Genomic DNA, 12,343 nt, shown 5'->3' on the forward strand with positions numbered 1-12,343 from the left:
TCCATCCACCGACAAACTGGGGGGTATTCGCCTGTTCCCCGCCTTCGAGGGTTAAACTTACGGGTACCTTCGTAGTCTGTCCGGCAATTCCCCAGCTTATGACTATGGGTTTTCCCTGAAGCGGCCCAAATCGAATCTAAATCTTATTTCCAATGAATGCGGAGTTTACGGCGTATACGAATAGCGGGTGGCTGGTGGCTTCGAACTTTATGTATACGTATACGAATAACCATACGCCGGGGTATAATGCGTCGATTCCTTTATGGAGTCCGTCGATTGACCAGGTGAGCGATAGGGGGAGGAAGGGGCCGTGAGAGGCGGAATTTCGCGGCGAGCGCTTACTAATAATTTACAAAATTTCCGGCGAAGAAAAAAGAATATATTCTATATCCCGACGCAACCCGGCCCGGCAATTGTATGTCTTGCTATGTAGGAGATTTAGTGTTATGAAAAAGATGTATGCGGCGTTCGAAAGCCTTTTCGGTGGGGGAAAGGTTTTTGCGCCAACCAGCGAATCATCCTCACCAGTAACGATCACTTCCTTTTCACAACCCAATGTGCTTCGCAAGAAGATGGAAGAGGGAAAAATGACGCATGGCGGCACTGTGACGGCAAATTTGTCGCCGGTCAGACTGGATATGGACCATGGGGCCGTGGTCATGTATTTTTGCCCCATGAAGACGATCGAGGTATTAAATGTCAAAACGCAGGGAGATGGCGGAGGCATTCCGCAGGAAGCCCGCATCGAGGGGTTGAGTGTTCCCAGGCGTTTGAAGTCCGGGTTCTATGATCTTCGGAATGTGGAGCTCACTTCCAATGGGGCGATGCTTGTAAAGGCCACAGAAGCGACGAGTTGGGAATTTATTGAAATGGGATTTCCGGATTGATCCGGAGGGGACCCGCTCGATGAGCGGGTTTTTTGTTATCAATTTTTCGAATCACCGGTCCGGCGAGGGGAAGAGTAGGCAGGATAGCTTCCGCGTTCCATATAAATGCTGCCGGAGATAGAAAAGGTATGGGCGTCGTTGGTGTACATGAGGCCGCCCTGGATGCCGGCGTTGATGCCGAGGCTGCGGGTGAAATCGTTACCGGAAAAGGGTTGGTTGAAAGGCGAGGGGGCATAGAGGCTGCCGGCGCTGAGTATGGTGGGGGCTGCGACGAGGCCGGCGAAGGCGGTGACGTTGGGAGTCAGGGGGTGGTAGAGCGTCAGGCTGAGGGGCGCTGTAATGTAAGAGGCTCCCCCGTGATTGAAAAAGATATATCCTGCGGAGAGGCCGGCGGCGGGCCGGAGCTGCCATTTGGCGTTGCCGGTGGGGGCGGCGGGCATGAGCAGCGGCTGCCAGGGGGTTAGGCCATAGCCCCAGGTCGGGATGGGGAGATGTGACTGCGCGCTTGCTCCCGCGGAGAAAAGGGTGATGAAAATCAGTATGGCCCGTGTTTTGCGCATTCGCCGGATTGTGTTATAAAGTTAGTGTTTTTGGGGGTTTGCCGGCGGTTTTTTCTTGTAGTAGTAGTATCTTCTTTTGTAATAGTGGCTGCCCCAGAAGAAATACTTTCTGCGTTTGGAGTAGCCGGTGTTCCGGGTGAGCTTTTTCCCGGTCTTGACCTGGGCGGGAAATAACTTGTTGTGTCCGATGTAGAGGAACTTCTGATAGTCGATACGGTTGCCGTCGACGGTGTCCTGTTTTACCGGCATGACGTCGAATTGGTGATAGGGCATTTCGCTGTCCGGCTTTTCCTTATCGAACAGAATATAGAGTTTTTTCCCAAAGACCCGGTAATGGCCGGTCGCCTTTTCATATTGCAGATCGCCCTGGACAACGTATTGGAGGGTACTGTCGGCGTTGAGCCGGATGTCAGTCGTAAAAAAGCCGCCGATCGCGAATTTTGACCGGTAGGCGCCGGTGAGGTTTTTGGAGGCGCCGCACGAGGTCAGCATGGCAGCCAGCACGGCGAGGGCCAGGGTGAGGAGCCATTTAGGGTTCATGGACTCAAAATAATGCAATTTCGTGGAAATGGGAAGGGCGCGGTGGGAGTGATCGACGGGACAGGTGCGGCGCCCAGGGACATCAGATGGTGGTGTTCAAAGGGGGTGTGGGGTTTGATACGCAAAAGATATTGACGAGCGTGAAGGGAAGGGTTGGATTGAATTAATCGTTTCGAATATGAGAAGTATAGTCTTTTTGTCACTGGCGATGGTCGTGATGGCGCGGGAGGACGGGTTTGCGCAGCGGCCGGACGTTGCGGACGTTCGTGAATTCGTGATCGAAAATTTCCCCACTGAAAGCGGGGTGGTGTTGCCGAGGGCTGTGGTGGTCTACGGCACATATGGGCACTTGAATGCGGCGCACGACAATGCTGTATTGCTGCCGTCGCATTATATGGCGACTCACCGGGGCTATGAATGGCTGATCGGTGCTGGGAAGGCCCTGGATACGACCAAGCTGTTCCTTGTCGCGACGGAGCTGTTCGGCAATGGTCATTCGTCTTCACCGAGCAACACCCCTGAGCCGTTTCACGGGCCGCGGTTTCCTTTGACGACCATCCGCGACAATGTATCGGCGGTGTACCAACTGCTGACGCGGGGTCTCGGTATCCGGCATGTGCGGGCGGTGATCGGCTTCAGCATGGGCGCCGAGCAAGCCTTTCAATGGGCGGTGAGCCATCCCGACTTTGCGGACAAGATAGTGGCGACTTCGGGAACAGCAAAATGCTGGCCTCATGGCGTCGTCCGACTGGAGGGACAGATCACGGCGATCACCAACGACCCGGCTTTTGCCGGTGGCGACTATGCTTCGCAGCCCGCGCGGGGATTGGAGACCTTCGGGATGGTCTGGGCAGGCTGGCTCTACTCGCAGGAGTGGTGGCGTAAGGAACTTTGGAAGAACGCGACGCACCCGGAGTTGACCTTCGATTCGGTGATGGTGCGGTTTCATCATTTTATCCCGGGCGCCGATGCCAACGACCTGATCCTGCAATGCCGGACCTGGGAGAAGCACGACGTGAGCGCGGGGGACGGCTTTGGCGGCGACATGGAAAGGGCGCTGCGATCGATACGGGTACCGCTGCTTTACATGCCCTCGGAGACAGACCTGTACTTCCCGGTTTCGGATGCCCGTTACGAGGCGGGCTTTATTCCAAAGGTCGTCTTCAAGCCCATTCCTTCGTTGTGGGGACATACGGCAGGAGCGGCGAGCAACCCTGCCGATGCCAAGTTCTTAAATGAGGCGATAGGGGAATTCCTCCAACAATAAGACGCTGAGAGCTGCGACTCGCGGACCAGGGGGTGTTAAAGAATTTTTGCTTTGACAACCTTCAGATGCATCACCCTGTTGCCATTTAATATTCCAGGTTGGCCATGCCGTATCCTTTTGAAAAGATCCTTGTCAAAAGGCAATTGATGAGGATTTGCATGGAGGTCATTGAATGTCGAATATACATAATATTTAGATACATAGAACATAGATGCATATAAATAATTTTTACCTCCCCGTGAGCGGTAACGCTCATTATTCACTTCGCAAACTCTTAACTGGATTCGAAAGAGCCGCGCGTACGGCCTGTAAGCTGACGGTGAAAAGGGTGATCAGCAGGGCGCCGAGGGCGGTGACGGCGAAGATCCACCAGGCGAGGGAGGCGTGGTAGGCATAGTTCCGGAGCCAGCCGTGCATTATCCAGGTGGCAGCGGGGATCGCTATGAGCAGGGAGATGGCGACGAGGAAGATGAACTCGCGGGAGAGGAGTTGCCAGAGATTGAACACGGAGGCGCCGAGGACCTTGCGGACGCCGATCTCTTTTGTGCGCTGTTCGGCGATGAAGGAGGCCATGCCGAAGAGGCCGAGGCAGGAGATGAAGATAGCGAGCGCGGCGAAGAAGCCGGCGAGTTTGCCGATGCGTTGTTCGTCACCGAATTTCTTTGCGTATTCTTCGTCGGCGAAGTGATAGTTGAAGGGTTGGTCGGGGTCGTATTGTTTGTATACCCTGGCGATGGTGGCCAGGGACAGCTTTGCGCTGATGTTGGGGTTGAGCCGGAGGATGGTGTTACTCCGGGAATAGTCATAGATATAGTAGAAGAAAGGCTGGATCGCCTGATAGGGGGATTCGACGATGATATCTTTTACGACGCCGACGACATGGTAGGGCCGGTTGTACCAGCGGATGGTGTGCCCGATGGGGTTTTTGAGTCCCATGAAGCGGACAGCGGCTTCATTGATGATAAAGGCTGCGGTGTCGGTGGGATAGTCGTGGGAGAAATCGCGGCCCTGGACGAGTTGCCAGCCGATGGTCTTGCCATAGTCATAGGCCACGGCCGAGGTGGAGAAGTTGGTTGCCAGCGCAGGGTCCTTGCCTTCCCAGACGAAGTCGCTGCTACCTGCGCCGAAGTTGGTGGTGAAGCTTTCGCTTTCCGTCATGGCGGTGATGGCGCCGGCTCTTATCAGGTCATTGCGGACTGCATCGAGGTGGTCATGGATGCCATCGGAGATCATCGGGATCATCACGAGACCATTGTGGTTATAGCCGAGGGGGCGATCCTGGGCATATTGGATCTGATGGAAGACGACGATGGTGCCGATGATGAGGACGATGGAGACCGAGAATTGTACGACGGTGAGGACACGGCGGGGGATCGCGGCGGCGGGACCGGCTTTGAAGACCCCTTTGAGGACCCTGACAGGGCGGAAAGAGGAGAGGTAGAGCGCCGGGTAGCTGCCGGCGATAAGACCGGTGAAGACGGTGAAGCCAAGGGTTGCAAGCCAGAAGAATGGTTGAGCCAACGGCATTGTTATCTTTTTGCTGGCTACCTCATTGAAGAAGGGCAGCAACAGACTTACGAGCAGGATAGCTATGACGAGTGCGATGAAGGAGGTGAAGAGGGATTCGCTGAGGAATTGTAGGATCAACTGGTGGCGAAGGGAGCCTATGGCCTTGCGGATGCCGACCTCGCGGGCGCGTTTTTCGCTGCGGGCGGTACTGAGATTCATAAAATTTATACAGGCGAGCAACAGGACGAAGACGCCGATGGCGCCGAAGAGCCAGACGAATTTGATGTTCCCGGCGATGCTGACGCCATTCTTAAAGTCCGAATAGAGCCGCCATTTATTCATGGGATGAAGCCAGAATTGGGGATGGGCCAACGCGTCCGAGCCCTGGACATGTTTTAGTTTGGCATCTTTTATCCTTGCCGAAGCTGCGTGGATGTCGACGTTGTCGTTGAGGGCGACGAGCGTAATGAAAGCATTCATCCTCCAGGGATTGGGGCGGTGTTCGAGGCCCCACGCGTTGTAGAGCAGTTTCCAATTGGCGATGAAGTGGAGATCGGCGAAGGCTGTATTTGTGGCAAGGTCCTGGTAAACGCCGCTAACCCGTACCAACATATCCTTGTCTATATGCATGGTTTTCCCGACGGGATTGGTGTCGCCAAAGTACGCTTTTGACACCGAAGCGGAGAGCAGGATGGCTTCAGGCGCGTTGAGGGCAGCGTGGGTGCCGTAGACCATTTTCAAGCCGAGGAGATCGGCCATGCCGGGCTCCCACCATCCGCCTGACTGGATGATCACTTTGTTATCGATGCTGAGCACATGCCGGTTGATATGGGAGCCGATGACGACCCGGCTGAAGTCGCTGCCATACCGGGTGCGCAATTCATCTGCCGTTGGGAAAGGGGTGTTACCGCCGGTGAATATCGTGCCGTTGCCCACGCTGTTTTGCATGACCTGGGCGATGTGGTCGTGCTGGGGGATAGAGCGGTTATAAGATACTTCGTCCCAGATCCAGAAGCCGATGAGTAATGCGACGGCCATGCCGACGGCGAGGCCGGAGACGTTGATGAGACTGTGTGTTTTGTTGGCAGTGAGGTTGCGGAGGGCGACCTTAAAATAGTTTTTTAGCATATTGATCCGTTATTCTGTGCGGAGAGATTTTATGGGATTGGCGAGTGCGGCTTTTATGGATTGAAAGCTGATGGTGAGTAGGGTTATGATGACAACGCTCCCCGCGGCGGTGAGAAAAATGCCCGCGCCTAAATGGGCTCGATAGGCAAAGCCGTCCAGCCAGCGGTTAAGGAGCCACCAAGTGAGCGGGAAAGCAATGCAAACGGCAATTCCGATGAGTTTGAGGAAGCCTGTCGCCAGCAATGCCAGGAGGCTGTGGACGGAGGCGCCGATAACCTTGCGGATGCCGATCTCTTTTCTGCGGCGTTCGGCGGAGAAGGCGGTGAGGCCAAAGAGCCCGAGACAGGAGATGCCGATGGCGATGCCGGCGAAGTAGCGGGAGAGCAGGGAAAGTTGGCGCTCCGGGGCGTAGAGGGTTTTATAGTCTTCGCTGATAAAGGAGTATTCAAAGGGGAGCCCGGGGTTGTATTTTTTGTAGAGGGCCTGGATTTGCGTGAGGGTGCTTTTTTCCGAAGTTGCCTGGAGGCAGGCAAGGATATTGGGGTTGTTGGGCCGCAGGGCGATGAAGAAGGGACCGATGTGTTTATATAATGACTCATAGTGAAAATCCTTTACGACGCCGATGATATGACGTTTGGCGCCCCACATGGTGACTGTCTTACCGACCGGGTTTTCGAGATGCATCGCTGTGATGGCGGCCTCGTTGAAGATAACGGCGGTGGTGTCGGTGGGATAGGCTCTCGAGAAGACACGGCCTGCCTGCATCCGGAGGCCCATGGTCTCCATATAGCCGAAGCCGGCGTAGACACCGGCGAATTCGACGCGTTGGACTTTACCGGGCCAGTCGATGCCGCCTCCGCCGCTGTGGTTGCCGAGGAGATCGCCTTCGACGTCGGCGGCATGGATGACGCCGGGAATGGTGCGAAGCTGGGTGAGGAAGGCCTGTTGGGACGCGCCTATGGCGCCTTCACTGGGGAATTGGATAATATGCTCGCGATTGTACCCGAGGTCCCGGTTTTGGATGAGCGACATCTGGCGATAGATGGTGAATACGGCAACGATGAAGCCGGTGGAGATAACGAATTGGAGGACGACGAGGGATTGGCGGAGCCAGGCGGTGTCCCTGGGAGTGGAGTTGCTACCCTTGAGGACGGACATCGGGCTGAACCGCGAGATATACAGGGCTGGGTAGCTGCCGGCCAACACACCGGTGAGGAGTGTTATCCCGAGGAGGGCCGCGATGTTAGCGCCCGTAGGATGGAAGGCGAGGTGCCCACCGATGATGGCCTCGATGCCCGGGCGGAGGAGGCCGATGAGCCCTAATGCCAGCGTTGCGGCTAAGAAGGACATGAGTATGGCCTCACCCATATACTGAACAATGAGCACCGACCGATTAGCGCCGACGACTTTTTGGATACCCACCTCTTTCAGGCGACGGATGGCATTGGCCGTGCTGAGGTTCATGAAATTGATGCAGGCGATGACCAGGACGAAGACGGCGATGAGGGAGAACAGCCGGATATAGTCGATGCGGCCGCCGGCGATGCGGCCATTCTCGTATCGATTATACAGATACCGGTCTTTGACCCGCTGGGCGAAGAGCCCCGCAGCCCAGGCGCGTTCCTGCGAGCCGGCTTTGTATTTGTCCCTGATATAGTCCTGTATCTTCTTATTGAATTCGCCGGGATCGGCACCCGGTTTGAGGACGACATAGGTGGCGGGGCTGCTGCTCAGCCAATCCACGCTGTTATCGGGGTGAGCGGCATAGATGGCATGGGGGAACAGGATATCATATTGTGTGGTGGCCGTGACGGGTGGGGATGCATAGATACCGGCGATGGTAAAGGAGCCATTGTATTTCCCTTCGTCCCCCCGGGACCAGGTGATGGGCTTGCCGATGAGGTTATCGGTAGTGTGGAAGAGCCTGTTGGCGAGACCGGCGGAGAGCAGGACGCGATTACCGGGCGCGAAGGCCTGTTGGGCGTCACCCTGGATAAGGCGATAGTGAAAGAGTGACAGGAAATTGGGGGTGACATAGGCCTCGACGGCCTTGAGGCTGTTGCGGCCGGCCGTGATGATCCCATGACTATTGCCGTCCGGGTCGGGGAATTTCACGATGGCGACGTCGGCAATTTCAGGAAACTCGCTTTTCAGTGCGGGAGCCAGGGGAATGGGAGTGCTTTCTGTGGTGAATGTCCCCCCATTGTCGAGGGGGATATTCTGCATCACCTGGTACAACCGGGGATCGAGGAAGGCATCCTTGCATCTCTCCTGCCCTACCCACCAGAAGATGGTGATGGCGCTGGCAAGGCCGATGGCGAGACCGGCGAGATTGAGGAGGGTGAACTGGCGGTTCTTGACGAGATGACGCCAGGCGAGGATCCAGCTGTTACGGAACATGGATGCGGTTGATTTGGTGATTATCGGGATTACACATAACCGGTGCCGGGTTTGCAGGGGACTGGCAATCAGGTATTTGGTTGCCCTGTTTTGGGGACATACTGTTCGGTTTCGGACAGATTTTGTATCGTTTGCGGACTGGGCTGGTTTGGGCGGGATGGCACAAGATGCTGGCGATCAGATTTGTGGGTTTACGGCATGGACTTCGCTGGATCGGCTTTGTCAAAATACGCGTATGCTCAAAAACTTCTTCACCGTCGCCTGGCGCAACCTGTATCGTGGGAAAGGATTTTCCTTTATCAATATCAGCGGGCTTGCCGTCGGCATGGCGAGCGCTTTGTTGATCCTGCTTTGGGTTCAGAACGAGCTCAGCTATGATGGATTCTATCATCATAGCGACCGGCTGTACCAGGTGTGGCGCAACGGTAAAGACAATACGGGGATCAGCAGTCAGAACATCACGCCGCAGATCGTGGGGCCCACTATGAAAAAGGATTACCCGGAGGTCGAACGGGCCTCGAGGGTGTTCTGGGATGAGACTTTGCTGCTTTCAAGGGGCGAAAAGAAGATTAGTATTATTGGAACGATGGCGGACCCCGACTTCCTGGAGATGTTCGATTTTCCCTTGTTGCAGGGCGATCGGGCCACCGCGCTGAGCAGCCCCACCGGGATGGTCATCACCCAGAAAACGGCAAAGGCTTTTTTCGGGAACGAGGACCCGATGGGCAAGACGATCCGCATCGACAACAAGTATGATTATGCCGTGAGCGCTGTACTGAAGGACCTGCCGAACAATACGCAATTCGACTTTCAATTCATCCTGCCATGGGACTATGTTCGGATGACGGGCCAGAGCGACAGTCTATGGGATAAAAATTCGACGCACAATTACGTGCTCCTGAAACCTCATACCGATCTGGCCGCCTTTAATGCCAAGACCAGGGATATCTATCGGCAGCATGCCCATCTACCTTTTTTTGCCGAGTCGTTCCTGTATCCTGTAAACAGGTTGCGCCTGTATTCTGATTTCGAGAATGGCAAGCCGGCGGGCGGGCGGATCGAACGCGTTCGCATCTTCATCGTGATCGCGGTATTCATCCTGCTGATCGCCTGCATCAATTTTATGAATATGAGTACGGCGCGGAGCGAGAAGCGCGCCAAGGAGGTGGGTATCCGCAAGGTTTCCGGAGCGCTGCGGGGATCGCTGATCAGCCAGTTCCTTGGCGAGAGCGTGTTGTTGGCGGCCCTTGCGGGGGCCATCGCGCTGGCGCTTGTCGAAGTCTCTTTGCCCTTCTTCAACGGGTTGACCGGAAAGGTGCTGGCGATAGGTTTTGGGGATTGGTACTTCTGGCTGGCCTTCGCCGGTTTCATCGTCATGACCGGAGTACTCGCCGGGAGTTATCCGGCCTTGTTCCTGTCCGCTTTCCGCCCGGTTGCCGTGTTAAAGGGCAATTTTAAGAAGTCGAATGCACTGATGGGGCCAAGGAAGGTGCTGGTGGTATTGCAGTTCAGCTTTGCGATCATCCTGGTGATTTGCACCCTGGTTATCAAGAAGCAGGTAAATTATGCGCGGGACCGGGAGGTGGGCTATGACAGGAGAAATATGATATGGTGCTTTCTTTCCGGAGATATCAATAAGAACTATGATGCTATCAAGTACGAGCTCCTGAGCCAGGGTATCGCGACGGCGATCACCAAGAGCAGCGCGCCGCTGACACAGAGTTGGAGCACCGGTGCGGCTGAATGGCCGGGAAAGGATCCCAACGACCGGACGGACTTCAATTTCTTTCTCTGTGATGGAAATATCGTGCAAACGGCGGGCCTGCAATTGGTGGCGGGACGGGATATCGATCCAAAACATTACCCGACGGATTCGAACGCGGTGTTGTTGAACGAGACGGCGGTGAAAGTGATGCGGCTGGCCACCCCGATCGGCACAGTGGTCGACAAGGGTGCGTGGGGCACCGACTGGCATGTAGTTGGGGTCGTAAAGGATTTTATCATCGAGTCTCCGTTCGACAAGGTGAAGCCGATGATGATCAAGGGACCTAAGGCCAACTGGTTCAACCTGATGCATATCAAGCTCAACCCGGCTCATTCGACCGCGCAGGACCTTGCAGGAGTGGAGCAGGTGCTGAAGCAGTATAATCCCTTGTATCCATTCGAGTATCATTTTATCGATCAGCAATATGCGCAGAAGTTCGAGGATGAACAGGCTTCGGGAAAACTTACGGCCGTGTTTGCGGGGCTGACCATTTTTATTTCCTGTCTCGGGTTATTTGGGCTGGCCGCCTATATGGCGGAGAACCGACGGAAGGAGATTGGGGTGCGGAAGGTGCTGGGGGCGTCGGTCGGGAGTATTGCGGGATTGTTGTCGGGAGACTTTGTGAAGCTGGTGCTGATCGCGATGGTGGTGGCTTCGCCGGTGGCCTGGTGGGTGATGAGCCGGTGGTTGGCGGGGTATCCCTATCATATTGGATTGTCGATCTGGGTGTTTGTGGCGGCGGGCTTTGGTGCGGTGGGGATCGCGCTGGCGACGGTGAGCTTTCAAGCGATCCGGGCCGCCATGTCAAACCCGGTGAAATCATTGAGGAGCGAGTGAGCGGCCCGGATCGCCTTGGGCGAGGCTTATGATTGGCCTTCGGTCAGGCTCCGGCCGACCGGGGAGCCGCCATGTCAAACCCGGTGCGGTCTTTGCGTAGTGAATGATGGCAGCGGTTTCCCGCTGCCGCGAAATTATGCCATCTTCCGTTGTCCGATATTTCCGCTATGATGCCGGGGCGCGGCGGCTGCGGGTGCATTTTGTTTCAGGGGATATCTATGACTATATCGAAGTGCCCCTGCAGGTGTATGAATCCATGAAAAAGTCGGGGTCGAAGGGTACGTTCCTGAATACGAGGATCAAGGGCAAGTACGCGTTTGAGAAGGTGGGACCGGAGAATTGACGATACTTCCCGATCTACTGCCTGTTCTTCCCGATCTACTGTCTATTCTTCCCGCGGGTGTGGCAGGACGCAACGTAAGGCGAACTTTTTGCGTTGGAATTGTTTTAAAGAAAAAAAACAATCATCCATGGTACGATTTGCCCTGTTGGTCCGGCTGGAAGCCCGGGCTGGAAAAGAGAAAGAACTGGCCGACTTTTTAAAGAGTGCATTGCCGCTGGTGCGGGAGGAGACCGGAACGGTCCATTGGTTTGGATGGCAGATCGGGGCGTCCACCTTTGGCATTTTCGATACGTTCGAGACAGATAAGGACAGGCAGGCCCATCTGGCGGGTAAGGTTGCCGCCGCATTGATGGCGAAGGCCCCTGAACTGTTGGCTGGTCAGCCGACGATCGAACAAGTGGATCTGCTGGCGGTGGATGTAAAGTAGGGCGTGCTCAGGCCGGGACGGGCTTTTCGAGGACGGCGAGTTCGAGGGGTTGTTTTTGGATGCCGAACTTTTCGCCGGCGTGGAAGGGTTGGATCTCTCCGGTGCGGCGATAGCCGTGGCGTTCGTACCAGGCGACGAGCTCGGGGCGGGCGGTGATGACGGTGATCTCAATGCGGGTGCAGTGATGGCGGCGGGCGAAGTCGTCGGCCGCGGCGAGAAGCTGTTTGCCGATGCCGGCGCCTTGCCGGGCTGGGAGGACGCTGAGGAGGCCGAGATAGAGTTTGCCGGCTTCCTGCTGGAGATAGACGCAGCCGAGGAGGGCGCCGGCGTGGCCGGTGTATTTGAGGAGGGTGGCGCCGGGACTATTGAGGAGCTCTTCGATGCCGGCGGCGTTGGTGCGGGAGCCGGCGATGAGGTGGCCTTCGCTGGTCCAGCCCTGTTGGCCTTCTTCCCCGCGATAGGCGCTGTTGACGAGGGTGACGAGGGCAGGGATGTCGGCGGCGGTGGCGGGGACGATGGTGGCGTTGACGGCGGCGCCCGGTGCGGCGGGGGTGGTGGACATAGTCGGCGTTTTGGCAAAGATAGTCGTATCATTGTAATCGAGTACTGGCAGAACGGGGGAAGCCGGGGCGGAAATGGCCGCGGGTCTTTTCGAGAACATTATTATTACCAAAAAGCAA

Annotated in this window: 11 protein-coding genes; 6 read left to right on the forward strand and 5 right to left on the reverse strand. The window is 56.0% G+C overall.

Annotated features, from left to right (window positions below; genetic code table 11):
* Positions 1-152 precede the first annotated feature (152 nt).
* Positions 153-314 carry a hypothetical protein gene (locus VHE34_RS24235; protein WP_325592754.1) on the forward strand — a complete coding sequence of 54 codons (162 nt, stop codon included), beginning with the start codon at positions 153-155 and terminating at the stop codon, positions 312-314.
* Between the two features lie 132 nt (positions 315-446).
* The gene (locus VHE34_RS24240) at positions 447-887 is read left to right on the forward strand and encodes a hypothetical protein (protein ID WP_325592757.1); all 441 of its coding nucleotides are present in this window, start codon (positions 447-449) and stop codon (positions 885-887) included.
* Between the two features lie 38 nt (positions 888-925).
* On the opposite strand, the gene VHE34_RS24245 is transcribed toward VHE34_RS24240, so the two are convergent.
* The gene (locus VHE34_RS24245) at positions 926-1,447 is read right to left on the reverse strand and encodes a hypothetical protein (protein ID WP_325592758.1); all 522 of its coding nucleotides are present in this window, start codon (positions 1,445-1,447) and stop codon (positions 926-928) included.
* A 21-nt stretch (positions 1,448-1,468) separates the two neighbouring features.
* Positions 1,469-1,987, reverse strand: a complete 519-nt coding sequence (locus VHE34_RS24250; RefSeq protein ID WP_325592760.1) for a hypothetical protein — start codon at positions 1,985-1,987, stop codon at positions 1,469-1,471.
* Positions 1,988-2,165: 178 nt separating this feature from the next.
* On the opposite strand from VHE34_RS24250, the gene VHE34_RS24255 reads away from it, so the two are divergent.
* Positions 2,166-3,254, forward strand: a complete 1,089-nt coding sequence (locus VHE34_RS24255; protein ID WP_325592762.1) for an alpha/beta fold hydrolase — start codon at positions 2,166-2,168, stop codon at positions 3,252-3,254.
* Between the two features lie 255 nt (positions 3,255-3,509).
* On the opposite strand, the gene VHE34_RS24260 is transcribed toward VHE34_RS24255, so the two are convergent.
* Positions 3,510-5,891 (reverse strand): ABC transporter permease, encoded by a 2,382-nt coding sequence (locus VHE34_RS24260; protein ID WP_325592764.1) that lies wholly within the window; start codon positions 5,889-5,891, stop codon positions 3,510-3,512.
* A 9-nt stretch (positions 5,892-5,900) separates the two neighbouring features.
* Positions 5,901-8,291, reverse strand: coding sequence for an ABC transporter permease (locus VHE34_RS24265; protein WP_325592766.1), 2,391 nt, complete (start codon positions 8,289-8,291; stop codon positions 5,901-5,903).
* Between the two features lie 235 nt (positions 8,292-8,526).
* Here VHE34_RS24265 and VHE34_RS24270 point away from each other — a divergent pair, with 235 nt between their 5' ends.
* The 3 genes from VHE34_RS24270 to VHE34_RS24280 all read left to right on the forward strand — a co-directional run bounded on the left by VHE34_RS24270 (position 8,527) and on the right by VHE34_RS24280 (position 11,663).
* Complete coding sequence (locus tag VHE34_RS24270) at positions 8,527-10,893, forward strand: ABC transporter permease (protein WP_325592768.1); 2,367 nt, start codon at positions 8,527-8,529, stop codon at positions 10,891-10,893.
* Positions 10,894-11,029: 136 nt separating this feature from the next.
* The gene (locus VHE34_RS24275; RefSeq protein WP_325592770.1) at positions 11,030-11,236 is read left to right on the forward strand and encodes a KTSC domain-containing protein; all 207 of its coding nucleotides are present in this window, start codon (positions 11,030-11,032) and stop codon (positions 11,234-11,236) included.
* A gap of 127 nt (positions 11,237-11,363) precedes the next feature.
* The gene (locus tag VHE34_RS24280) at positions 11,364-11,663 is read left to right on the forward strand and encodes an antibiotic biosynthesis monooxygenase (RefSeq protein WP_325592772.1); all 300 of its coding nucleotides are present in this window, start codon (positions 11,364-11,366) and stop codon (positions 11,661-11,663) included.
* Between the two features lie 7 nt (positions 11,664-11,670).
* Here VHE34_RS24280 and VHE34_RS24285 read toward each other — a convergent pair whose 3' ends face one another.
* Positions 11,671-12,225, reverse strand: coding sequence for a GNAT family N-acetyltransferase (locus VHE34_RS24285; RefSeq protein WP_325592774.1), 555 nt, complete (start codon positions 12,223-12,225; stop codon positions 11,671-11,673).
* Positions 12,226-12,343 lie beyond the last annotated feature (118 nt).

The sequence above is a fragment of the Puia sp. genome (assembly GCF_035546395.1).
In the GTDB taxonomy this organism is placed as follows: domain Bacteria; phylum Bacteroidota; class Bacteroidia; order Chitinophagales; family Chitinophagaceae; genus Puia.

Excerpts from the sequence above, each read along its gene's own strand:
- VHE34_RS24235 (WP_325592754.1), top strand. The coding sequence starts at position 153 with ATGAATGCGGAGTTTACGGCGTATACGAATAGCGGGTGGCTGGTGGCT.
- VHE34_RS24240 (WP_325592757.1), top strand. The coding sequence starts at position 447 with ATGAAAAAGATGTATGCGGCGTTCGAAAGCCTTTTCGGTGGGGGAAAG.
- VHE34_RS24245 (WP_325592758.1), bottom strand. The coding sequence starts at position 1,447 with ATGCGCAAAACACGGGCCATACTGATTTTCATCACCCTTTTCTCCGCG.
- VHE34_RS24250 (WP_325592760.1), bottom strand. The coding sequence starts at position 1,987 with ATGAACCCTAAATGGCTCCTCACCCTGGCCCTCGCCGTGCTGGCTGCC.
- VHE34_RS24255 (WP_325592762.1), top strand. The coding sequence starts at position 2,166 with ATGAGAAGTATAGTCTTTTTGTCACTGGCGATGGTCGTGATGGCGCGG.
- VHE34_RS24260 (WP_325592764.1), bottom strand. The coding sequence starts at position 5,891 with ATGCTAAAAAACTATTTTAAGGTCGCCCTCCGCAACCTCACTGCCAAC.
- VHE34_RS24265 (WP_325592766.1), bottom strand. The coding sequence starts at position 8,291 with ATGTTCCGTAACAGCTGGATCCTCGCCTGGCGTCATCTCGTCAAGAAC.
- VHE34_RS24270 (WP_325592768.1), top strand. The coding sequence starts at position 8,527 with ATGCTCAAAAACTTCTTCACCGTCGCCTGGCGCAACCTGTATCGTGGG.
- VHE34_RS24275 (WP_325592770.1), top strand. The coding sequence starts at position 11,030 with ATGCCATCTTCCGTTGTCCGATATTTCCGCTATGATGCCGGGGCGCGG.
- VHE34_RS24280 (WP_325592772.1), top strand. The coding sequence starts at position 11,364 with ATGGTACGATTTGCCCTGTTGGTCCGGCTGGAAGCCCGGGCTGGAAAA.
- VHE34_RS24285 (WP_325592774.1), bottom strand. The coding sequence starts at position 12,225 with ATGTCCACCACCCCCGCCGCACCGGGCGCCGCCGTCAACGCCACCATC.